General features: G+C 72.2%; 19 protein-coding genes and 1 pseudogene. 5 read left to right on the top strand and 15 right to left on the bottom strand.

What is annotated here, in order from left to right; all coding sequences use genetic code 11:
• Positions 1-54 precede the first annotated feature (54 nt).
• The gene (locus VFC33_11300) at positions 55-1,482 is read left to right on the top strand and encodes a hypothetical protein (GenBank protein HZR13823.1); all 1,428 of its coding nucleotides are present in this window, start codon (positions 55-57) and stop codon (positions 1,480-1,482) included.
• Here the strand turns inward: VFC33_11300 and VFC33_11295 are convergent.
• From VFC33_11295 to VFC33_11270, 6 genes are all read right to left on the bottom strand, one after another.
• Positions 1,470-3,089 carry a flippase gene (locus tag VFC33_11295; protein HZR13822.1) on the bottom strand — a complete coding sequence of 540 codons (1,620 nt, stop codon included), beginning with the start codon at positions 3,087-3,089 and terminating at the stop codon, positions 1,470-1,472. The genes VFC33_11300 and VFC33_11295 overlap by 13 nt on opposite strands.
• A gap of 195 nt (positions 3,090-3,284) precedes the next feature.
• Complete coding sequence (locus tag VFC33_11290) at positions 3,285-5,120, bottom strand: hypothetical protein (GenBank protein ID HZR13821.1); 1,836 nt, start codon at positions 5,118-5,120, stop codon at positions 3,285-3,287.
• A gap of 162 nt (positions 5,121-5,282) precedes the next feature.
• Complete coding sequence (locus VFC33_11285; GenBank protein HZR13820.1) at positions 5,283-6,440, bottom strand: glycosyltransferase family 4 protein; 1,158 nt, start codon at positions 6,438-6,440, stop codon at positions 5,283-5,285.
• Complete coding sequence (locus VFC33_11280; protein HZR13819.1) at positions 6,437-7,852, bottom strand: sugar transferase; 1,416 nt, start codon at positions 7,850-7,852, stop codon at positions 6,437-6,439. The genes VFC33_11285 and VFC33_11280 overlap by 4 nt, the downstream gene beginning before the upstream one ends.
• A 338-nt stretch (positions 7,853-8,190) precedes the next feature.
• Positions 8,191-8,523: a hypothetical protein gene (locus tag VFC33_11275; GenBank protein HZR13818.1), complete on the bottom strand. Its 333-nt coding sequence runs from the start codon at positions 8,521-8,523 to the stop codon at positions 8,191-8,193.
• Between the two features lie 162 nt (positions 8,524-8,685).
• Positions 8,686-10,434, bottom strand: coding sequence for a DUF4012 domain-containing protein (locus VFC33_11270; protein ID HZR13817.1), 1,749 nt, complete (start codon positions 10,432-10,434; stop codon positions 8,686-8,688).
• A gap of 68 nt (positions 10,435-10,502) precedes the next feature.
• Here VFC33_11270 and VFC33_11265 point away from each other — a divergent pair, with 68 nt between their 5' ends.
• From VFC33_11265 to VFC33_11255, 3 genes are read left to right on the top strand one after another with little or no spacing between them, the layout of a single operon-like run.
• Positions 10,503-11,258, top strand: a complete 756-nt coding sequence (locus VFC33_11265; GenBank protein HZR13816.1) for a hypothetical protein — start codon at positions 10,503-10,505, stop codon at positions 11,256-11,258.
• Entirely contained in the window at positions 11,255-12,043 is a 789-nt protein-coding gene (locus VFC33_11260; protein ID HZR13815.1) for a PD-(D/E)XK nuclease family protein, read from the top strand. Before VFC33_11265 ends, VFC33_11260 begins: the two co-directional genes overlap by 4 nt.
• 21 nt (positions 12,044-12,064) lie before the next feature.
• Positions 12,065-12,478: a DUF983 domain-containing protein gene (locus VFC33_11255; GenBank protein ID HZR13814.1), complete on the top strand. Its 414-nt coding sequence runs from the start codon at positions 12,065-12,067 to the stop codon at positions 12,476-12,478.
• 4 nt (positions 12,479-12,482) lie between these two features.
• Here the strand turns inward: VFC33_11255 and VFC33_11250 are convergent, their stop codons facing one another.
• The 7 genes from VFC33_11250 to VFC33_11220 all read right to left on the bottom strand — a co-directional run bounded on the left by VFC33_11250 (position 12,483) and on the right by VFC33_11220 (position 19,940).
• Positions 12,483-12,698 (bottom strand): hypothetical protein, encoded by a 216-nt coding sequence (locus VFC33_11250; protein HZR13813.1) that lies wholly within the window; start codon positions 12,696-12,698, stop codon positions 12,483-12,485.
• A complete protein-coding gene (prmC, locus tag VFC33_11245) occupies positions 12,635-13,618 on the bottom strand; it encodes a peptide chain release factor N(5)-glutamine methyltransferase (GenBank protein ID HZR13812.1) in 984 nt (327 codons plus the stop codon). The genes VFC33_11250 and prmC overlap by 64 nt, the downstream gene beginning before the upstream one ends.
• A 14-nt stretch (positions 13,619-13,632) precedes the next feature.
• Positions 13,633-14,709 (bottom strand): peptide chain release factor 1, encoded by a 1,077-nt coding sequence (gene prfA / locus VFC33_11240; GenBank protein ID HZR13811.1) that lies wholly within the window; start codon positions 14,707-14,709, stop codon positions 13,633-13,635.
• 42 nt (positions 14,710-14,751) lie between these two features.
• Positions 14,752-16,017, bottom strand: coding sequence for a DUF1501 domain-containing protein (locus VFC33_11235; GenBank protein HZR13810.1), 1,266 nt, complete (start codon positions 16,015-16,017; stop codon positions 14,752-14,754).
• A 73-nt stretch (positions 16,018-16,090) separates the two neighbouring features.
• Complete coding sequence (locus tag VFC33_11230; GenBank protein HZR13809.1) at positions 16,091-17,371, bottom strand: DUF1800 domain-containing protein; 1,281 nt, start codon at positions 17,369-17,371, stop codon at positions 16,091-16,093.
• A gap of 56 nt (positions 17,372-17,427) precedes the next feature.
• Complete coding sequence (locus tag VFC33_11225) at positions 17,428-18,792, bottom strand: LLM class flavin-dependent oxidoreductase (GenBank protein ID HZR13808.1); 1,365 nt, start codon at positions 18,790-18,792, stop codon at positions 17,428-17,430.
• Positions 18,789-19,940 carry a hypothetical protein gene (locus VFC33_11220; protein ID HZR13807.1) on the bottom strand — a complete coding sequence of 384 codons (1,152 nt, stop codon included), beginning with the start codon at positions 19,938-19,940 and terminating at the stop codon, positions 18,789-18,791. The genes VFC33_11225 and VFC33_11220 overlap by 4 nt, the downstream gene beginning before the upstream one ends.
• A gap of 51 nt (positions 19,941-19,991) precedes the next feature.
• Here VFC33_11220 and VFC33_11215 point away from each other — a divergent pair, with 51 nt between their 5' ends.
• Entirely contained in the window at positions 19,992-20,606 is a 615-nt protein-coding gene (locus VFC33_11215; protein HZR13806.1) for a TetR/AcrR family transcriptional regulator, read from the top strand.
• On the opposite strand, the gene VFC33_11210 is transcribed toward VFC33_11215, so the two are convergent.
• Both VFC33_11210 and rpmE read right to left on the bottom strand, forming a co-directional pair.
• Positions 20,584-21,525, bottom strand: coding sequence for a DUF1385 domain-containing protein (locus tag VFC33_11210; protein ID HZR13805.1), 942 nt, complete (start codon positions 21,523-21,525; stop codon positions 20,584-20,586). The two genes, VFC33_11215 and VFC33_11210, sit on opposite strands and share 23 nt — an antisense overlap.
• A gap of 38 nt (positions 21,526-21,563) precedes the next feature.
• Positions 21,564-21,797, bottom strand: a pseudogene (gene rpmE, locus VFC33_11205) (50S ribosomal protein L31).
• Between the last annotated feature and the right edge of the window lie 299 nt (positions 21,798-22,096).

The raw sequence follows: 22,096 nt of genomic DNA, 5'->3' as shown, positions 1-22,096 counted from the left end.
GCCGGTCACCCGGTGCCCCGAACGGCGGATCCCTCACCCCTACAATGACCCGCCGTGGACGTGGCCGAGCACCTCCGGACGATCCTCCAGAACTGGTGGCGGATCCTCATCGTCTCCGTGCTCGTCGCCGCGACCGTGTACGCCGTCGACGCGAGCCGGGCCAAGACCTACTCCGCGAAGGCCGACCTCCAGGTGATCTCGGGCCGGGCCTCGATCGGGCAGGCGACCACCGACGACACCAACTTCCTCACGCAGACGTACGCGCAGCTCGGCGAGTCCGTCCCGGTGGTGTTCCAGGCGGTGAAGGAGTCCGGCCTGAAGATCGACCCGTCCGCCGGCCTCGGCCGCATCTCGGTCAGCCAGATCGGCAACATCGCGTTCCTGCGCGTGACGGCGACCGGCCCGTCGCCCGCGGCGGCACGCGCCCTGGCGCGCGGTGCGACCATCGCGCTGACGAGCGCGGTCGAGGACCAGCAGAACACGAGCACGCTCGCCGACATCGCGCCGCTGAACGCGCAGATCGACCAGCTGACCAAGCAGCTCGCGAGCCTGCCGCCCGGCAGTCCCGCCGCGGGCTCGCTGAACAACGCGCTGCAGGCCGCACAGACCGCGCTCTACAACCGCGAGGCCCAACCGCGGAACCGCATCATCGTCGCGTCGCCCGCGGTGGCGAGCTCGACCCCGGTCTCGCCCCGGCCGACGACGGACGCGCTTCTCGCGCTCGTCGTGTCGTTCGTCGTCATCGCCGAGCTGTGGGTCGTCGCCCGGGCCGTCGGTGACCGCTTCTCCGCGAGCGACGACAGCGCGGACATCATGAAGGTCGTCGGCCTCCCCGTCCTCGCCCGCATCCCGAAGGGTTCCGACGCCGACACGATCGAGGCCTTCCGCATCCTGCGCACGAACCTCATGTTCCTCGAGGGTGCGGGCAAGCCGCGCACGCTCGCGATCGTGAGCGCGAACCCCGACGCCGGGAAGACGTTCGTCGCGATCCACCTCGCGGAGTCCGCGGCGGCGCTCGACGAGAAGGTCGTGCTGGTGGACGCCGACCTCCGCAAGCCCGCGATCCACGAGCGCACGGGTGTCGTGCGCGCGCCCGGTCTGTCGGCCGTGCTGCAGGGCGCGGACATCGCGAGCGCGCTCCGCCGCAACGGCTCGAGCCCGTTCCTGCGGATCCTCCCGAGCGGGACGCCCGTCAGCGACCCGTCCGGTGTGCTCGGCGCGCGTGCGTTCCGCAGCGTGCTCGACGCGCTGCGTGCCGTGCGTCTCGTCGTCGTCGACACGCCGCCCGGCGCGCTGTTCGCCGACGCGATGGCGGTCGCCTCGCAGTGCGACGCGACGGTGTTCGTGCTCGACACGAAGACGAGCCGCAAGCGCGCCGTGCGGTCGACGATCGAGTCGCTCGAGCGCGGCGGCGCCAACATCGTCGGCGTCGTGGTCAACCGCGCGTCGACGCCGCGGCCGACGAGCTACTACGGGAGCTGACCGGGCGGGGGCAGGAAGTCCTCGGGGCCCTCGAACGCCTCGGCGACGTGTTCGTCGCGCGCGCCCGCGGCATCGGGCGTCCCGAGCGGCGCGCGCTCGTCGTCACGCTCGTCGGCGAACGTCGGTCCGTCGGTGCCGTGGCGGATGCGGCCGCTCGTGAGCAGGACCCGCAGACCGCCCCGCCCGTCCACCTGCGTCACGTGCAGCACCGCGAGGTACACGAGCCCGGCGAGCAGCCCGGCGACCGGCCACGGCAGCGAACCGAGCATCGCCTCGCCGGCCGCGAACATCGCGCCGCCGGCGACCGCGCACTTCAGCAGCGGCAGCCACGGGAGCGGCCGGATCCCGGGGATGCGCAGCACGCCGAACCCGAGGACGGCCATCACCATGCTCTCGGTGACGACCGTGGCCCACCCCGCCCCGTTGAACGAGTAGCGCGGGATCAGCGCCGCGTTGAGCCCGACGTTCACGACGACGCCGGTCAGCGTCGCGATCGGATAGAGCCGGTTTCGACCGACCGACACCAACGTGATGAAGCACAGCACCGTGTAGAAGTGCAGCGCCTGGCCCGCGACGAGCAGCCGCGCCGCCTCCGCGCCCACGCCGTAGTTCGCGCCGTACAGGTGCACGACCAACGGCTTCGCGAACACGCCGAAGCCGACCGCCGCGCCGACGCTCGCGACGGTCAGCAGGATGAGTGCGTGCCGGAACGCGCGGCGGAACTCGGCGGGGTTCTCCGGCCACGCGCGCACCATCATCGTCATCGCGGGGGTGCCGACGGCCGTCGAGACGAAGCCGAGCAGGTCGGAGAACTTGTAGCCGACGCTGTAGATCCCGACCGAGCGGAACGTGTCGAGCAGCGACAGCATCACCGTGTCGATGCGGAAGTAGATGGTGTCGAGCGCCGCACCGACCGCGAGCGGTGCTCCCTCCTTCAACCAGGCGACCCACCACCTGCGGTCGATGCGCAGCCGGATGCGTGCGATGTGCCGGATCACCCACACCAGCCAGAACAACGTGACGAACGCGTTGACGACGTTCGCCCACGCGTACAGCAGCACGGAGGCCGCGCCGAGCGCCGCGATGAGCGCGGTGACCCCGAGCTGGACGACCTGCGCGAGGAACTGGCTCGCGGCGATGCTGCGCAGCCACAGCCGTGCCTCGAAGAGCAGCGTGATGCCGTACGCGGCCGAGAAGATGATGACGACGAGCCCGCCGACCGCCGTCGCCTGGACGACGCTCGCGGGGTAGTTCGCGATCCACACCACCGCCATCGCGACGAGATACGCCACGACGCCGACCATCACGCGCAGGGTCGTGTACGAGCCGACGACTGCGGCCGCCTCCTGCTCGTCCGCCACGATCACCTGCTGCAGGACGATGCGGCTCAGCTTCAGCTCCGAGATGAAGCCGATGATCCCGAGCAGGCTGAAGATCAGCGAGTACTCACCGAACGCGGGCGTGCTGATCGTGCGGACGACGATGACGGTCGTCGTCCACCCGAGCACGGCGACGCCCCACCGTCCGGCGAGCAGGATGCCGGCGCCCGACAGCATCGAGCCCGACGCCTTCGGGACGCGTCCCGGCCCACGGGCCGGCCCGGTCACGGGCGCGTCACTCGAGTTGTCCGGCGTGCGCTGATCGACGATGAGAGATCCCTCCGCGCCCGCTACGGCGCTCCGCCCCACGGCAACCGAACGTTGCGGCGGGTTCCTCGGGGATGCCCGAGCGCAGGCCATCGTACGGGCTCGCCGCCGACGACCCGTCGCATGCCGATCGCCGGGACGGCCGCGTGATCGGGGTCAGCCGCTCTTCAGCGCGAGGCCGCGCCAGAGATCACCGGGGGTGTAGCCGGGCGTGACGCCGTGCGGCGCGTCGCCGACGGGATGGATCGTCCCGAACCCGTCGAGCACCGCGTAGCCACCGTTGTCCGGCGTGACGACGAGGTCGCGCGCGATGTCCCAGCCGTACCAGAACGGTCCGCCGGGCTCGACCTTCGCGCTTCCCGCGACGTGGACGCTCCCCCACCCGTCGAGCACGTACACACCCTGGTTGTCGGGCGCGATCGCGATCGCCCGCGCGATGTCCCAACCCTGCCACCAGCCCGGTGTGAGCCTGGGCGCGTCGCCGCTCGCGTGCACGCCGCCCCACCCGTCGAGCACGGCGAGCCCGCGCCCGTCCGACGTGATCGCGACGCGACGCGCGATGTCCCACCCGGGCCAGTAGCCGTTCGGGAGCGGCAGGCTCGTGGCGCTGCCGAAGCGGTGCACACCGCCCCATCCGTCGAGCATCACGTAGCCCTTGCCGTCGGGCATGACCGCCAGGTCGCGCGCGAGCCCGCCCGGGACGATCGACGACCCGAAGTACGGCGCGCCGCCGAACGCGACGACGTTGCCGTCGGGCGCGAGGACGTAGTAGCCGCCGTTCGGGTTCGCCGCGACCGCGCGTGACGGTGCGGAGACCTTGAGGAAGGGGCTCGACGTGCTGCCGCCGGACACCGTGCCGATGCCCGCGGCCGCCTGCACCTGCTGCACGAACATGTTGTACGCGGGCTTCGGCGAGAGATCTGCGTGCATGAACCCGAAGTAGTTCGCGTTGTTCGTCGGGTCGCCGCCCGCGTCGGCGAGCGTGAAGAACATCAACGGGCCCGTGAACGACCAGTTGTCCCAGAGGCTGAAGTACTGCTGCACCCACTGCGCCTGCTGCGCCTCGGAGACCGCACCCCAACCGGAGGTCGGCGCGCCGGCCTCGGTCCCCCAGATCTTCTTCGCGCCGTCGCCGTTCTGCGCCATGACGTCGTGCAGGGTCTGCGTGTACAGCACCGCGTTCCACCCGATGCAGCAGTCGGTCGGCGCGTATGGATACGAGTACGGGTGGTGACCGACGGCGTCGAAGTACCCGCGCGCACCGGCCGCGTACATCGCCTTCAGGAAGTTCACCGGGTGCTCCGCGGCGACCTTCGGGTCGATGGCCGTGCGCGCGAGATCACCGTACGGCGCGAGCCCACCGGTGACGACGGTCGCGCTCGGCGCGACGCTCTTGATCGCGACGTACGTCGGCTTCAGCAGGTTGACGTAGTCGACGGCGTTGGGGCCGCTCGCCCAGAACGGGTCCCAGTTCGGCTCGTTCCAGACCTCCCACGCCGTGACGTTCGAGCCGTAGCGCTGCGCGGCCGCGCGCGCGAACGCGGCGAACGCGTTGGGGTCGTTCGGTGGGCACGCGTGGTTCGTGTTGCACACGCTGCGGCGGGCCCAGGCCGGCGTGTACGCGAGCACGCCGAGCACGTGCAGCCCGCGCGCGGTCGCCATCTGCACGAGCGTGTCGTCCTGGCCCCAGCTCCAGGAAGCGGGCCCGGCCGCCTGCACGGTGTCCCACGGGAAGTCGATCCGTACCCACTTCGCGCCGGTCGCCGCGATGGCGTCGAGCTCGGCGGACTGCTGCTGGTACGTGCGGTTCCACAGGAGGTCGCCGCCGGGCGAGAACCCGAAGCGCTCCCCCAGCCCCAGCCCGTAGGAGTCGATGCCCGCGTGGGCCGCCGGCGTCCCCCCGGAGGCGACGGCGGCCACGACCACGAGCAGCGCGAACAGCGCGGTCGCGCCGACGAACCGGGCACGGCGAGCGGGGGTCCCGAACTGCACGCCGTGGTTTTCGACGGCCGCGCAAACCCACTTGAGCACGGTCCGTGCTCGCGAAATCGCCCGACATCGGACGTTCCCGGACGAGTCGCTCGCAGGTGACGCTGCGCGTTCGGCGACCCGGGCGGCGCGGCCATGGTGCGCCCGCGTCGCGGGCGCTCGCGGCTACGGCTGGAACCGCTCGACGGCCTCGCTGAGGACCGAGGCGAGCGCGCGTGTCGTCGTGCGCGCGTCGTATCGCTCCTCGGCCCGCCGCCGCGCTGCGAGACCCATCTCGCGGCGTCGGTCGGGATCGTCGAGCAACGACGCGATCGCGGCGGCGAGCTGCGCGTCGTCGTCGCCGACGAGCACGCCCGTCTCGCCGTCGACGACCATCTCGGGGACACCACCGACGCGCGTCGCGACGACCGGCAGGCCGGCGACCATCGCCTCGACCACCGAGTACGGCGAGTTGTCCATGTCGCTCGGGAACGCGAACACGGCGCTCCGCGACAACAGGTCGACGAGACGCGGGTCGCCGGGTCGGAAGTCGTTGTGCACGACGACACCGGGTTCCGGCGCCACGTGCTCGAGGGTGACGAGGTTCAGCTCGCAGCGACCGCGCAGGTGCTCGCGGAACGTGCGCAGCAGGCGCACCCCGCCCTTCCGCTCGAGCGACTTGCCGACGAACGTCACGAGCGGCAGGCCGTCGCGCTCGCGCCGTGGCACGGCAGGTGGGATCGGCACGCCGAACGGGATGACGCGCACCCGCTCGGCGGGGACGCCGTAGTCGTCGACGAGCGAGCGCGCGGCCCAGTGCGACTGCGCGACGAGGAGCGTCGCGGCCTCGTACACGCCGTCCTCGAACCGGCGCGCGGCACGCGCCTGGGACGCGGTCCAGCGCGTCGGGCGGCGGTACGGCAGGTGGTACGCGTTCTGCGTCCCGGTGCCGTCGGTCGAGACCACACTGGGGCGCGTGCGGAGCTGGTCCGCGGACAGCAGCGCGGTGCTCTGCGTGTACACGTGCACCACGTCGTACGCCCCGGCCCGGTGCTCGAGCACGCGTCGCACCCACGCGCTCTGGAGGAGCTGCGCGCGCAGCGGCGCGAGATCGAGGTCGCGCGACGCGAGGCCGGGGACCGGGGCGGCGAGGAGCTTGCGCGCGAGACCGGCACGCGGCACGTCGACGACGTCGGCCGCGAGCTCGGGTACGTCGCGCAGCGCCTCGCGGATGTAGAGGTGCATCGAGGCGTGCCCGCCGAGGTTCTCGTTGACGAGCAACGCGCGCAACGGCGCCTCGACGACGGTGCGAGTGCCGGTCCGCCTCCCGGCTCGCTCGCTCACGCCGCGGTGGTTCGGTCCTGGGCGTGCTCGATCGTCTCGAAGTGCGGCGTCGGGCCGCGCAGCAGTCGCGCGACGACCGCCTGGAACGTCTCGAACAGGATCGCCAGGTCGAGCGTGATCGACCAGTTCTCGACGTAGAAGAGGTCGAGGCGGCGATACGCCTCGAACGACGGGTTGTCGCGCGCCTCCACCTGCCACAGTCCGGTGATGCCGGGCGGGACGCTGTGCCGCTCGAGCAGCTCGTCGTCGAATTGGGCGACCTCGTCGGGCAGCGCGGGCCGGGGGCCGACGAGGCTCATCGTCCCGACGAGCACGTTGATGAGCTGCGGCAGCTCGTCGAGGCTCGTCGCCTCGAGCACCCTGCCGACCTTCGTGCGCCGCGGGTCGTCGGAGGCCTTGAACAGTGGTCCGTCACGCCGCAGGTTCTCGGCCGTCACCTCCGCGAGGCGCTCCTCGGCGTCGGGGACCATGGTCCGGAGCTTGAGGACCTCGAAGGTCCTCCCGCCCCGCCCGACCCGTCGCTGCCGGAACAGGACGGGGCCCCGGTCGCCGACCTTGATCGCGACCGCCGCGAGCAGGAGGACGGGCGCCGCGAACAGCAACGCGATCGCGGCGACGATGATGTCGAGCGCGCGCTTCGCGGCGAGCTGCCACCGCGACAGCGAGACGGCCTCGAGGTAGAAGAGGGGCTCGTGCGCGAGCGGGAGCGACCGGAGCCGCCGGTACGCGATCCCCTGCAGCCCGGTCGACAGGTGCACGTGGACGTCGGCCGCGAGCAGCTGACGAGTGAGCCGGTTGAGCTGGTCGTGCGGGACGGCGCTCGCCGCGATGATCACGCCGTTCGCACCCCGCCCGCGGATCGCGTCGGCCGCACCGCCGAGGTCGCCGAGCCACGGCACGTCGTCGCGCCACAGCGCCAGCTCGTCGGAGCGACCGACGCAACCGACCACGCGAAACCCGAGCTCGGGGTGCGTCCGCAACAGGCGTTCGAGCTCGCGTCCCTCCGCGTTCGTCCCGACGATGACGACGGGTCGGCTGAAGCGACCCGTCGCGCGCGAGCTCTTCAACCACGTGCCGTACGCGCCGCGGCCGAACGTGAGGAAGGTGAACGCGAGGGCGACGCCGACGAGCGTTCGCGGCAGCGAGATCGACGCGCCGAGCGCGGCGGCGACGGCGTACGTCGCGACACCGGAGATCAGGGACGCGCTCGCGAGGCGCGCGACCTCGACGGCGCGCACGCCGCAGACGCGCGCCAGGTAGAGGCGCTGGGACGCGATCAGCGCCAGGGAGCCGAGCGTGATCGCGGGAACGGCGATCGCGATCGCGTAGCGCTGGGTGTGGAAGGCCGAGCGACCGGCCCACGGCACGAGGAGCGTGAGCAGCCACGCGGCCGCGACCGACGTGGTGTCCACCGCGAGCAGGATGGTGCGCAGGGACGGATGGTGGACCCGCCCGAGCTCGGGACGGGGTCGCGCGCGCCCGCGGGTCGCCCGCGGCGGACGCGTGCTCTCGATCCGATCGGGGCGTACCCGCTCTCCGACGCTCACCCTCACGTTCCCGTAGCCCGGACGACCACGTACGACACTGTGGTACGCACACACGACGCGCGGAAGCACCCGACAGGCGCTCCGATGCACGCTAGCCCACCCTGCGGAGCAGTCGCGCCGCTCATCGCAGCCGTCATCACGATCAGGTCGGCACGAATCCCGGCGTGATGAGCTTTCCCCTCACGACGGGGATGCGTGCAGATTCAGGCGTGCGAACGCCGCGAACGGAGCGCGAGCAGCCCACCGACGACGACGGCGCCACCGCCGATGGCGGCGAGGCCGGCCACGTCACCGCCGGTGAACGGCAGCGACGAGCTGTTGTTCGTGGCGCTGACGCCCTGCACCTGCGCGCCCGGGTCGTTCGCCTTCGGCGGCGTCGTGCCCCCGTTCGGGTACGTCTGCGCGAACGCGGCGGTCGGTGCGAGGACGCCGAGCACGATCGCGCCGGCCGCAGCCGCACGGGCGACACGGCGCCGGATCGTCGGGCCGGTCGGCCCCTCCTCGACACGTCCCGAGACGGTCGGTCCCTGCTTCACTGCTGCCTCCCTGGCCCTGTTCCCCCCAAGCTCCGCGCGGAGTGTAGCCAGACGTTGACGGCGCGACAACGGGCCGATCGACCTATACCCGTCGCAACTGCGCGATACCGCCGGCTGTCGCGGGGTTGCGGCCACGCTCCGCGAGCGACGGTCGCGTGCCGTTCACCAGGTCAACGGGCGGGCCGCCGAGTCGACCCACTGCTGGTCACGGAAGTGCCACACCTCACCGGGGATCCGGGCGGACGGCTGCACGTCGATCGTCCGTGCGCCGGCGGGGAGCGTGAAGCGGACGGTGAGCGTCCGGCTCTGTCCCCGGGCGAGCCGCACGTACGTCGCCACGACGCGGCTGTCGCCGTCGGGGCCGGCCGCGACGAGGGGCGCGCCGTTGTCGATGCTGATGTTCGACGCGTCGGCCGGGACGTTGACCGCCAGGATCCCGAGGTACTCGCCCGCCGCGAGGCCCGTGCCCGGGAACGGCCCCTCGACGTAGAACGGCTGGTCGGGTGGCGTCTGGTTCGACACGGCGACCTGCAGCGTCGCGGCAGTGCGTGTGGCGGTCGGCGTCACCACGAGCGTCGGGTCGACGTGCAGGTACTGGTCGAGCTTGTTGCCGCCGCGGTTCAGCATCGAGACCATGAGCGAGTCCCGGGGGAACGTCCCGCTGATGCCCGCGGCCTCCCAGGCCTTCTCCTGCACCGGATTGCTCGACCACGCCAGCACGTGACGGCCCTGCGCGGCCGTGCGCAGCTGGTCGACCAGCTTGCTGGCGTCCCAGCCGTGCTGGTCGATGCCCTGGATCGCGGCGCGGGCGATCGCGCTCAGCTGCTCGCGTCGCTCGGCCTGCTGCGTGGTCTCGGTCGATGCGCCGTAGTACTGGTCGTGCAGCACGTAGGCCACGACGTTGTCGGCGTCGATCACCTTGCCGTCCACGTTCACCGGGCCGGACGCCGACAGCAGTGCCTGCAGCGCGACCGGGTCGATGACGAGCACGCCGTCGATCGGCACCGGCGACTGCGCGCGCCACATGCTCGCCGCGAGCTCGGCGTTCGCCGGGAGCTGCGGGCTCATCATGAGGTTCCGCCACTCCTGGTTCGGGACCGTCCAACCCCACCGTGCCGCGAGGTCGCCGGTGATCGGGACGACGCCCGGGTCGAGGGCGAGGTCCGGCGTGGGTCGCATGTCCCCGACGGCGAACCGGCCGCTCTGCACGTCGAGCAGCCCTGCGCTCAGCCACATGCCCGATCCGGCGCGCATCTCGGCATTGTTCGCCGCGACGACGAGGTAGCGCGACGGGCCCTGCATGAGCTGCGCGAGACCGGTGGACGCGTCGTCGACGTTCTTCAGCGCGTCGCGCAGCTTCGCGAGGTCGTGGGAGAATTTCGTGCGGGCGTCGCGCAGCGGGCCGATCAGCGCGTTCCCGGGGCCGAGGTCGACCGATCGCAGCTGCCGCCACGCCGAGCTGGCGATCGACCCGAGGGCGCGGACCTGCTGGACGCGCGCGTCGCCGGTCACGACGGGTGCGGAGAGCTGGGCGCGCGAGCGCGTCATCGCGTCGGAGCCGACGGCGACGACGCGGCGGGCCGAGCCGGTGAGCGCGTCGATCGAGCGGACCTGCCGCCCGACGACGGGCACGATCTCGAGCGGCTTCAGCCACGGCTTGTCCACGCGGTCGTGGGCCCGGGCGAAGTCGCGCTCGGCGGCGGCGAGGATGTCGGCACCCTGACCGCGGACGACATCCGTCGGGGTGAGGGTCGAACGGGCCTGGCGCAGCAGGTCCATGCCGAGGTTGGCGTCGTGGCGGGCGCGGAGCAACGAGAACGCCGAGAACGCGAGCCACGCGACCACGACCGCGACGAACACGACGACGTACGGCCACCGCCGCCGGCGGGGCCGCTCGCGATCCGCAGCCACGCGCGGGATGCTAGGCGGCACCTGGAGGTCCGAAGCCACATCCTCGTGTCGGCATACCGTGACCCGTGGTGAAGGCCGAACCCGTGCGACCGAGCACACGCAGTGGCGGCGCGGACCTCGACGCCGACCAGCCGCCGAAGGTCACGGTGAGCCACCTCCGCCGCGCCGGAACGATGTGCCCGCGGCGGCTGGCGCACGAGCACGGCGACCACCGCGGGATGAACCTCGGGTCGGGTCGGTTCCGCGTGGAGCAGCGCCTCCTCGAGGACGCCCGGCTGTGTCACGTCGACGTGGCGTCGCCGTCGATCGGCGCGTTCCGGGCCGACGCCCTGACGGACGAGGAGCGCCGGCTGTACGAGCACGCGGCCGCCTGGTACGTCGCCCTCTACGGCGATCGCCCGGTGCGCGCCGCGGACCTCCCCGGCGACGAGGAGTGGTCCACGACGCTGGACGGCCTCGGTGTGCGTCTCGTCGGCCGGTGCGGGCTGGTGGTCGAGGACGGCGACGGGCGCGCCGAGGTGCGTCTGCTCCGACTGGGCTCCGGCGTTCCCGCGGTGCTGGTCGACGACGCCGACGTGCGGTTCGTGCTCCTCCGTCTCGCGCGCTGGGCCGGCGACCGCCCGTTGCTCGTGTCAGTCGCGGACGTCGTGCAGGGCGCGCGCCGCGAGGACGTGGTCGACGTCGCGTCGCGGCGGGCGGACCTGGACGACTGGGTCGCAGCGCGCGTCGCGCTCATCCGCGAGCGGATCGCGCAGCCCGATCCGGCCCCGGGTTCCGACTGCGCGTCCTGCCGCTTCGTCCCCGGGTGCAAGGCACACACGTGACGGCGCGCGACGACGTCCGCCCGGCCGCGATCGTCGCGCTCAACGCGACGTCGCTCGTCCAGTGGCGGCGGTGTCGCCGCGAGTACCGGATCGCGCGCATGCTCGGCATCCCGGCGAGCGACGAGGGCCCGTCGCCCGACCTCGGCGTCGCGGTGCACGCGATGCTCCGGCAGGTGCACACGACCGGAACGGGCTCCTGCCGTGACGGCGCCCATGTGGTGGACGTCCTCGCCGCGCACGGCTTCGACGGTGACGGGCCCATGCACGCGTTCGTCGAGCGTCATGCACGTCGCTGCCCGGAGGGCGCGGTGTGGTCGGCACACGAGCTCGACCTCGCCCGGTTCCATCGCCTGCCGGCACCGATGTTCATGGCGACGGGGCGCATCGACGCCGTGTGGATCCACGACGGGATCGCCGATGCGCGCGACTACAAGACGGGCGCGCCGCCGACGTCCGAGCACCTCCGGGACGACCCGCGGGCGCGCCTGCAGGCCTGGCTGCTCGCGCCGCGCGCGGCCCGCAAGGGACTGCGCGTGCGCGTGCGCTACGAGTTCCTCTCGCCGGAGGTCGTCGACGACCCGGTGCCCTTCGAGCCCGACGACGACGAGCTCGCCGACATCGAGGAGGAGATGCGCGCGGTGGTCGGCGAGATGTGGCAGGAGCAGGAGTACGCGGGCGTGGCGGACCCGACCACGTGCGGGTGGTGCCGGTACCGCTCGATCTGCCGCGACAGCGCCGCGCCCGCGGTCGCCGCATGGCCGGTTCCGCCCGGCGTGAACGTCTGACCCGACCGGTACCCTGGGACCGTGGGCCGGCGCGTCGTGACCGTCCAACCGAGCCGTGCACGCACGATGTGGTGGGGCTTCACACGGCGATGCCCGCGCTGCGGCAGCGGTCACCTGTTCCGCCGGTACTTCACGTTGGTGCCCGACTGTCCGCGCTGCGGGCTGCACTTCGAGCGTGAGTCCGGCTACTTCGTCGGTGCGCTCGCGATCAACATGATCGTGGTGGGCGGCGTGTTCGCGGCCGTGTTCGTCGCGCTCGTCGCGGCGACCGTCCCGAACATCCCGGTCGCACCGCTGCTCGCGGTGCTCGTACCGCTCATGCTGTTCGCGCCGATCCTCTACTACCCGTTCTCGAAGACGGTGTGGATGGCGGTGGACCGCGCGTACCTGCAGCGGATGGACCGGTTCGAGATCTTCGACGAGCGGTCGTCCTGAGCGCTCAGCCCTTGAGGTCGACCTGCAGGGTGAGGACGCCGTCCTCGAAGGTCCACGACGCGTCGCCGACGATCGCGAAGTCCTGGTAGTCGAGCTGGGCCTGCTCGACGAAGCGCTGCCGTTCGGCACCCGCGACCGGTGGGAGCGGCCGGCTCTTCACGGCCTCGGCCCGGTCCCGGAACCGCTGGAGCATCGCGTCGACGTCGAGCTCGTCGGCCATCCCGGCCACCCTATCCGCCGCCGCGCGACCAGCACGCGCTCGCGTCCCGCGAGGTCTGGCCGCGTGAACGCCTCCTCGAATCCGTGCTCGAGCGCGACCGCGACGGCGTCGACGCTCTGGTGCGGTGCGATCTCGCACACGACGGAACCGTTCGCCACGAGCCATGACGGCGCATCCGCGAGGATGCGCTCGATCGCCTCGAGGCCGGTCGGGCCGCTCACCAACGCCTCCATCGGCTCGTGGTCCGCGACGTCCGCGGGCAGCGACTGCATCTCGCGGTTGGCGACGTACGGCGGGTTCGACACGACGAGACGCACGTGGCCGCGCAGGAACGGCGGCAGTGCGTCGAACCACGAGCCGCTCGCGACGCGCACACGCGTCGCGGCGGTCCCGATCCCGGCGAGGTTCGCGCGCGCGACGGCCAGCGCGTCCTCGCTCACGTCGGTGGCCCACACCTCGGCCTCGGGGAGCTGCGTCGCGAGCGCGAGCGCGAGCGCGCCCGATCCCGTCCCGAGATCGGCGATCGTGAACGGCCGCGGCGTGTGGGAACGTGTGAACGTGCGCGGCCGGCCGCGCCTCGCACCGAGCCGCACCGCCTCGTCGAGCGCGACCTCGGCGACCACCTCCGTCTCGGGACGCGGGATCAGGACGCGCGGGTCGACGAGGAGATCGAGGTCGCGGAACGACCAGTGACCCAGGACGTACTGCAGGGGCTCGCCGGCGGCGCGCCGCGCGACCATCCCCTGCAGACGGGCGACCGCGCGTGCGGGCGCGTCGTCGCCCCGGTTGGCGAGCAGCTCCGCCGCGTCGTAGCCCGAGACCTCCTCGAGCATCCACCGGGCCTCGGTCGAGGCGGCGGTGACACCGGCGGCATCGAGCGCACGGGTTGCGTCATCGAGCAGCTGTCGCCAGCTCGCCACGTCGGCTCGCTGGCTCAGCTGTCCGACGCGGCGAGCTGCTCGCTGCGCTCGGCGGCCGCGAGCGCGTCGACGATCTCGTCGAGATCGCCCTCGAGCACGCGATCGAGGGCCTTCACCGTCAGGTTGACACGGTGGTCGGTGACCCGGTTCTCCTTGTAGTTGTACGTCCGGCTCTTGTCGGAGCGGTCACCGCTCTTCACCTGGCTGCGCCGCGCGGACGAGAGCTCCTGCTGCTGGCGCTCCTGCTCGATCTGCAGCAGGCGCGAGCGCAGGATCCGCATCGCCTTCTCCTTGTTCTGCAGCTGGCTCTTCTCGTCCTGGCACGTGACGACGAGTCCCGACGGCTTGTGCGTGATGCGGACCGCGGAGTCGGTCGTGTTGACGGACTGCCCGCCCGGTCCCGTCGACCGGTAGACGTCGATCTCGAGGTCGTTGGGATCGACGTCGATCGCGATGTCCTCCGCCTCGGGGAGCACCGCGACGGTCGCCGCGCTCGTGTGGACGCGGCCCTGGCTCTCCGTCACCGGGACCCGCTGCACCCGGTGGACGCCGGCCTCGTACTTCAGGCGCGTCCACGCGTCGGGCCCCTTCACGACGAAGGTCACCTCGCGGAAGCCGCCCATCTCGGACGGCTGGCTGGACATCGGCTCGACGCGCCAGCCGTGCGCCTCGGCATAGCGCTGGTACATGCGGTAGAGGTCCGCGGCCCAGAGGTTCGCCTCCTCGCCGCCCACCGCGCCGCGGATCTCGACGATGACGTTCTTGCCGTCGTTCGGGTCGCGCGGGAGGAGCAGTTCCTTGATGTGCGCGTCGATCGCGCCGAGCCGCGCTTCCTTCTCCGTGACCTCGCCGCGCAGGAACTCGCGCATCTCGGCGTCGTCCTCGTTGCCGAGAAGCTCCTTCGCCTCCGCGACGTCGTCCTCGGTGCGCTTGTAGTCGCGCCACGCGTCGACGAGCGGCTTGAGCTCCGCATGACGGCGGCCGGCGTCGCGCGTCGCCTGCTGGTCGCCCGACGCGTAGATCTCGGGCAGGTTCGACTCGAGCTTCTCGAGCTCGGCCTCCAGGTCGGCGAGGCGGTCGCGGGGGAGCATCCCGACCAGGCTAACGGTGGGCGGGGTCGGTGCCTTCCCGCGTCAGGCGACGACGCGGAGGCCTCCGAACGCGCCGTCGAGCACGGGCTCGGGATCCGCATGGAGCCAGTCGCGCAGCACGGACGCGTACAGCGCACGGAAGTCGACGGTGGCGACGGGGTTGCCGTGCTGGTCGAGACGGGCGAGCGACGGCCGCGCGCCGTGGCGTCCGCCGCGCACCGACGACCCGACGAGCAGGTGCGCGGCCGCGGTGCCGTGGTCGGTGCCGCTGCCGTTCTCCGCGGGCCGGCGACCGAACTCGGAGACGGTCATCACGAGCAGGTCCTTCCCGGCCGGGCCGGCGGCCGTGAACAGCCGGTCGATGCCGGTGTCGAGGTCCGCCATCAGTGCGGGGTGGCGCGTCGCCTCGCCCTGGTGGGTGTCGAAGTCGCCCGTCCCGCTGACGTACACGACGCGCGGGCGACGGCGTCCGGCGACGAGACGCCCGGCGAGCTCGAGCTCGTCCACGAGCGCACCGCCGGGCGCGGCGCCGACGTCGGACGCCGCGGGAGCGCCACCCGTGCCGAGCGTGGCGCGCAGCTCGTCACGGGCCGAGACGGTCAGGCGGAGCGCGTCGTCGACCCGTTCGGTGAGCGTGACGGGATCCACCGGCGCCGGCGCGAACCCGCGCCACGCCGCGACGACGTCCGACGCGCGGTCCGCCCATGCCGGCAGGCGCGGCGTGAGACCGGTCGCGTCGGCGATCGACGTCGCGAACGACCGCTCGCCGAGCACGGCAGGCGACGGTGTCGGACCGATCGCGACGAGCGCGAGCGGGTCGTCGAACCCCACGGTTGCGTCGAGGTAGCGGCCGAGCCAGCCCGTGTCGAGGGAGCCCCCCGGGTGCGCCGACCACCACGTCGCGAGCGACGCGAAGTGCGAGAGGTTCGGGTCGGGGTACCCGACTCCTTCGACGATCGCGACCTGGCCGCGGCGGTACCGCTCCGCGAGCTTGACCAGCTTCGGGTGCAGGCCGGTCTCGTCGTCGAGGTGGATCGGATCGCTGACGCCGAGCGTCGGCCGCAGCGCGCGGTACGCCGGGTCGTTCGGCACGACCATGTTGAGCGCGTCGTTCCCGCCGCCGAGCTCGACGACGACGAGCGTGCCGCGTGGATCACCGTGTGCAACGGTGCGCGCCTGCTTCTTCGTCGTAGGCGCGTCGCGCGTCCAGACGCTCACGCCGTAGCCACCCGCGACCGCGGCGGTCGCGACGATGCCTGCGCCGGTGAGGAACTGCCGGCGTGTGACGCGGCGCGGCTCGCCAGTCATGTCTCCCGCTCCTGGCGCCTCCGGCGCCGGGCCGCTCGGGCCACCGCTTCCGCTCGCCTCACGGCTCGCTCGCTCATGTGAGCGCGACCTCGGGTGAGGTGAGCACGAGCGCGACGCGGGTCACGGGATCGTCATGCGACGCGACGACCGCGCGCGACGCGGGTGCGACGTCGAAGACACCGAAGCGTGCGAAGAGCGCGTCGACGTCCGCGGTGAACGCTTCCGGGGGCGGTCCGCCGATCGCGGCGAGGAGGTCGAGCGCGTGGACGAGCTCGTGCGGGCCGAGCAGCGGCGCGCCCTTGGGGAAGCCGCCGACGTTCGGCGGTGCGAACGGGACGTACCCCATACGGCGCAGCGCGGCGAGGGCCGCCTTGCCGCCCCCGTTCGCGGCGTGTGCCGGCGCCCGGGACGGGACCGCCTGCAGCAACGTGACGAGCTTCTCGAGTGGAGTGCGCACCTTGGCGCGCACCGCGGCGTCCGAGGTGAACGCCGGGCTCGTGACGATCGCCTCGACGAGCGAGAGGACGCCCCAGTCGCGGCGGAACGTCGCGGCGAGCCGAGCGACGGTCGGCGGGTCGGGATCGACGCCGACGAGCTCGCGGTGGAGCTTCGTCGCGACGAAGCGCGCGGCTGCGGGATGGTCGAGGATGACGTCGAGCGCGCCTTCCAGGTCGAAGTCGCCCGTCGCGCCGAGCAGCGTCTTCGTGCCCGCGTCGTGGCGCCGGGGGACGAACGCCGCCGCGTACGGCGCCGCACCGGCCGCGACCGCGTTGCGCCGGAACGGCACGTCGACGACCCAGCCGGTGAACGCGCGTGACGCCGCGACGACGTCGTCCTGCGTGTAGCCCGCGTTCCGACCGAGCGTGAACAGCTCCATGCACTCGCGGCCGAAGTTCTCGTTCCGCTGACGCGCGGTGTTCGTCACACCGTCGAGCCAGACGAGCATCGCCGGATCCTTCGCCATCGCGTGCAGGAGGTCGGCGAAGCTGCCCGTCGCGTACCGGCGGATCGTGAGGTGCTGCTGCCACATCAGGTACGGCACGCGCACCTTCGCGATGCTCGTCGCGAAGTGGTCGTGCCAGAACCACACGAGCCGCTCCTCGATCAGGCGGGAGTCGGCGCGCATGCGACCGATCCACCACGCGAGCGGCTCGGTGATCGCCGCGACACGGCGCGACTCCTCCTCGGTGGCCGGCGGCGCGAGCGTCGGAGGGGGTGCCGCGGGAGCGGACAGGTCGAGCGCCCTCGCGATCGCGTCGTCGGTCGTCCGGAGCGCGCCGACGACGTCGGGATGCGCGCCGACCGAGAGCCGGCGCACGACGTGCGAGACCCGCTCACGGTCACTGACGCTCACGCGGTCACGATCGACCCCGCGTGTGAGCGCAGTGTGAAGCCGGGTTCAGGTGCGCGTCACGACAGGCGCGGGAAGATGTCCTCCCGGCCGGCCGCCCGCTCCTCGGCGACCTTGTCGAGCCACGCGTGGAAGTCGTCGGAGCCCGACCGGTCCGCGATCGCGCGCGGGATCGCGGGGAAGTCGTAGTCGGGCGAGGGCAGCGGCGGGTGGTCGGCGTCGGGCTTCCGGGCCAACGCCTTGTCGACGATCGGCTCGACACGCGCTGCCTTGCTCCGCTGCTGCGCCGCGTCGCGATCCTTGAACTCCGGCAGGACCTCCCGGCCGAACAGCTCGAGGCTCTCCATGATGTCCTCGTGGCGGTTCTTGCCGGCTTGGCTCACGAAGATCACCTGGTCGACGCCGTACTCCTCGTAGCGACGGAGGAACGCGCGCAGCTGGTCGGGCGTGCCGATCGCGCCGCGGAGACCGGACACGCCCTGCTCGACGGCCTTGGCCCCGAGCCGGTCGGAGTGCTGCGCGGCCGCGATCACGGCCTCCGGCGAGTAACCCTTCTCCGCGCGCAGCGACTGGTACTCGGCCCAGACGTCGGTGACGCCGGGACGGTGCCGGCCGAACACGTAGTAGTGCGCGAGCGAGTACCCGAAGAAGTTCGCGCCCTCGAGACCGCGTCGCAGCGCCTCCTCCTCGTCGGGATGGCACATGAACGGCGTGACGCACGCGAGGTTCGCGTTCACCGTGTCGCCGATCGGGACGCACTCACGCTCGAGCGTGTCGTAGTAGTCGGCGATCCAGTGCTCGGCCTCTTCGGGGTCGATGAACGCGAACGTGAGCGCGCCGATCCCCTTCTGCGCGGCGAGGTGGATCGTGTCGCGGCGGCTGCACGCGACCCACACCGGCGGATGCGGCTTCTGCCGGGGCTTGGGGACGACGTTGCGCGGCGGCATCGTGACGTAGTCGCCTGCGAAGCCGGTGAACGGCGCCTCGGTCAGGCAACGGAGCGCGACGCGCAGCCCTTCCTCCCACATCGCACGCTTCTGTACGGGGTCGACGAGGAAGCCGCCGAGCTCGGCCTCGGAGCTCGACTCACCGGTGCCGAAGTCGACGCGGCCGTCGGAGAGGAGGTCGAGCGTCGCGATGCGCTCGGCGACGCGCGCCGGATGGTTGAACGGCGGCGGCGTCTGCACGATGCCGTGACCGAGACGGATGTCGCGCGTGCGCTGCGACACCGCGGCCAGGAACAGCTCGGGCGCGCTCGAGTGGCTGTACTCCTCGAGGAAGTGGTGCTCGACCTCCCACACGTAGTCGATGCCCAGCCGGTCCGCGAGCGCGCACTGCTCGAGCGCGTCCTTCAGCAGCTCGTGCTCGGACTCGTCGGTCCACGGGCGCGGGAGCTGGTGCTCGTAGAAGATGCCGAACTTCATCGCGTCACGCCGCCCGGCCGGGCCGGACGATGCCCATGGTCGCACTCGCTGCTCGGCGGGATACCCGCCTCGCGGGCGCTCGTCGCTCCGGAACCGAGCGCGTGGAACTCCTCGAGGATGTCGTCGCGGCGCGGGTTGCCGTCGAGCGCGTGCTCGACCTCGCCCAACGTCGCGCGGAGGTTGTCGTCGCGGCGCGGGCCGAGCGAGTCGGCCAGCATCACGTCCCACAGCGTGCCGATGACGTCGCGACCCGGGATGCGCGCGCCGCTCTCGCCGACGAACGTGCGGTCGCGCATCTCGGTGAGCGCGGTGCGCAGGTACTCGACGTGCGGCGTCTCGTCCTGGCGGATGTAGCTCACGATGCGCGCCGCCTCGCCGTCACCGGCGACGAGGTCGCCGTCGGACAAGACGGTCTCGGCCCAGCGGAAGATGTGGAAGGCCGACACCTCGATCAGCAGGATGCTGATCATCCGTTGCACGAGCATCTCGAGGCCGAGATCGAGATCGTCGAAGCGGCGTGCCTCGAGCATCCGGCGACGGGCCGCCTCCTGGTCCACCAGTCCCCCCGCGCCGGGCTCGACGATGCCCATGCGCTGCATCATCGCCTTCGTCTCGTCGCGCGTGATCGGACGGTCGAAGGCGATGTCGCGCGCCGCCCACCACATGTCGCGATGACCTGCTTCGTCCGCGAAGCCGGCTTCGTCGCGAGCGTGCGCCTCGAACAGGCCGCGCTGCAGGTGCGCGATCGCGGTGCCGTCGACGGGCTCGTCGAAGAAGCGCTGCAGGTCGCCGATCTGCGCGTGACGGATCATCGCCCCGAACCCCTCGACCGTGCCGATGCGCGTCAACGTCGCGACGACGGGAGCACTGACGCCTTCGCGCAGCAGGAACTTCGCCTGCGCGACGTTCGGGTAGCTCTCGGGCCACGTGTCGAGCGGCGCCTCGACGAGCTCGGTGCCGAACTGGTCACGATGGTGTCGCTGCCATGCGGCGATCGCGGGCGCGCGGTTGCGCGTCCGTGGCGACCGGTACGCGCCGGTGTCGTCGAAGCCGCCGTGGCACCGGCGGCCGCCGGCGACGAGCGGCTCCGCGATCGGGTCGCTCGCCAGGAGCTCGTCCTCGGTCCACTCGAGCTGCAGCGTGCTCATGGCACCTCCCGCGCGTGGTACACGCGGGAGTGTAAACTCCTCGGTTTACCGATGGCAACCGCGTCCGAGACCACCCCGACCCGCCCGCTCCCCCGAGCCGAGCGCCACGCCGCCATCCTGCGCGGCGCCGCTGTCGCGTTCGCGGGCGGGGGCTACGCGGGCACCTCGATGGAGGACATCGCGGCGGCGTCCGGCATCACCAAGCTCATCGTGTACCGGCACTTCGACTCCAAGGAGGAGCTGTACCGCGCCGTGCTGCAGCGGGTGTTCGACCGCCTCGCCGAGGAGTTCCTCGCCGAGTACGCGCGGCCCGGGACCGCGAGCATCGGCGCGCGGTCGCTGCTGACGGTCGCCCGTGAGGATCCTGCCGGCTTTCAGCTGCTCTGGCGGCATGCCGCGCGCGAACCCGCGTTCGCGGAGTACGCGCGGGAGCTGCGCGACCACGCGGTCGACGCATCACGCGCGCTGCTGGCGGGCCGTGTCGACGCGTCCGTGCACGAGTGGGCGGCGCAGACGGTCGTCAGCTACCTCGTCGACGCGACGCTGAACTGGCTCGACCACGGCGACGCCGCACGCGACGACGTCTTCCTCGACATGACGAGCGTCGCGCTGCGCGCCGCGATCCTCGGTTGGTCGGGCGCGGCTACGAGCCGAACGCCGGGTTGACGAGCGGGTCGACGCGCGGCATGCGCGCACGCCCGTCGACCTCGGCGAGCTGCTCGGCGGTCAGCACGGCGCGCAGCGACGCGATCGCCACCTCGAGCTGATCGAGCGTCGGCTCGCGAGTGGTCATGCGTTGCAGCACCAGACCGGGACGCATCGCCGCGCGGACCCACCGCCGGTCCATGTGCTTCGCGGCGAACCGGATCACCTCGTAGCTCAACGCGGTGATCACGGGGATCAGCACGATCCGGGACGCGACCAGCACGAGCCAGCTCGGACGGCCGACGAACGCGTAGACGACGATCGTGAGGACCATCACGGTCAGGAGGAAGTTCGTCCCGCAGCGGACGTGCTCGGTCGTGAAGCGCTGCGCGGACTCGGGCGTCAGCTCGACGTCGTTCTCGTATGCGGCGATCGCCTTGTGCTCGGCGCCGTGGTACTGGAACACCCGCCGCACGTCCGCCATGCGGGCGATCAGCGCGAGGTAGCCGAGGAAGATGCCGAGGCGCAGGACGCCCTCCGCGACGTCGAACTGCCAGCCGCTGTGACCGACCAGACCACCCAGGCCCTTGGCGGCGAGCGCGGGCAGGAGGATGAACAGCGCGGTGAACAGCACGAGCGCGATGCCCATCGCCCAGCCGAGCGCGCCGCTCGAGATCTGCTCCTCCTCGGGGAGCTGACGGCTCGCCGACCACATCAGCGCGCGCATGCCGAGCGTGAGCGACTCCGCGAGCGTGACCACACCGCGGACGAGCGGGACGCGCGACCACCGCTCCGCCCATTGCGGCGCGTCGTGCACCACGACGTCGACGTCGCCCTCCTCGGTGCGCAACGCGACGGCCCACGTCGTGGCGCCCCGCATCATCACGCCGTCCATGACCGCCTGCCCGCCCATGTAGCGGGCCTCGGGCTGCTTGGCCACGCCGCGCTCCTCGGCCGCGCCGGTCGCCGTGCCGCTCAGGCCTTCTTCGCCCGGCTGGACTTCTGCGTCTTCTGGGCCTTCGCGTAGCGACGCTGGAACCGCTCGACGCGACCGCCGGTGTCCACGAGCTTCTGCTTGCCCGTGTAGAAGGGGTGGCACTCGGAGCACAGCTCGACGCGCAGCTCCGGGACGGTCGAGCGCGTGGTGAACGTGTTCCCGCACGAGCACCGCACGGTGCATTCGACGTACTCAGGATGAATTGCAGCCTTCACAGGAAAACCTTCCGGGAGACGGGAGACTCCAGGATAACGGCGCAGGCCAGCGAACCATTCCGACCGACCCGGATGCGGCGCCGGAGCGACGGAGGAGCGCAGGCGCTCGCCAGCGAGCGAACGCCCGCGGGCCGGGTATCCCGGCCCGCAGTGAGCGCGCGAGACAGCATCGAAGGCTCCTACCCCCCTGGGGTAGGAGCCTTCGCGATCTCGGCGAGGAACTCGTCGTTGCTCTTCGTCGTGCGGATCTTGTCGATGAGCAGCTCGAGGCCGGCACCGCCCTCGAGCGCGTTGAGCAC

This window comes from Acidimicrobiia bacterium, assembly GCA_035651955.1.
In the GTDB taxonomy this organism is placed as follows: domain Bacteria; phylum Actinomycetota; class Acidimicrobiia; order IMCC26256; family JAMXLJ01; genus JAMXLJ01.
The sequence above is the reverse complement of the archived record's forward strand: the minus strand, read 5'-3'. Positions and strand labels throughout refer to the sequence as shown.

Bases quoted from the DNA above. Each gene is read 5' to 3' on its own strand.
- VFC33_11220 (HZR13807.1), bottom strand. From the start codon at position 19,940: ATGAGCACGCTGCAGCTCGAGTGGACCGAGGACGAGCTCCTGGCGAGC.
- VFC33_11215 (HZR13806.1), top strand. From the start codon at position 19,992: ATGGCAACCGCGTCCGAGACCACCCCGACCCGCCCGCTCCCCCGAGCC.
- VFC33_11250 (HZR13813.1), bottom strand. From the start codon at position 12,698: ATGGCCGACGAGCTCGACGTCGACGCGATGCTCCAGCGGTTCCGGGAC.
- VFC33_11235 (HZR13810.1), bottom strand. From the start codon at position 16,017: ATGACTGGCGAGCCGCGCCGCGTCACACGCCGGCAGTTCCTCACCGGC.
- VFC33_11225 (HZR13808.1), bottom strand. From the start codon at position 18,792: ATGAAGTTCGGCATCTTCTACGAGCACCAGCTCCCGCGCCCGTGGACC.
- prfA (HZR13811.1), bottom strand. From the start codon at position 14,709: ATGCTCCCCCGCGACCGCCTCGCCGACCTGGAGGCCGAGCTCGAGAAG.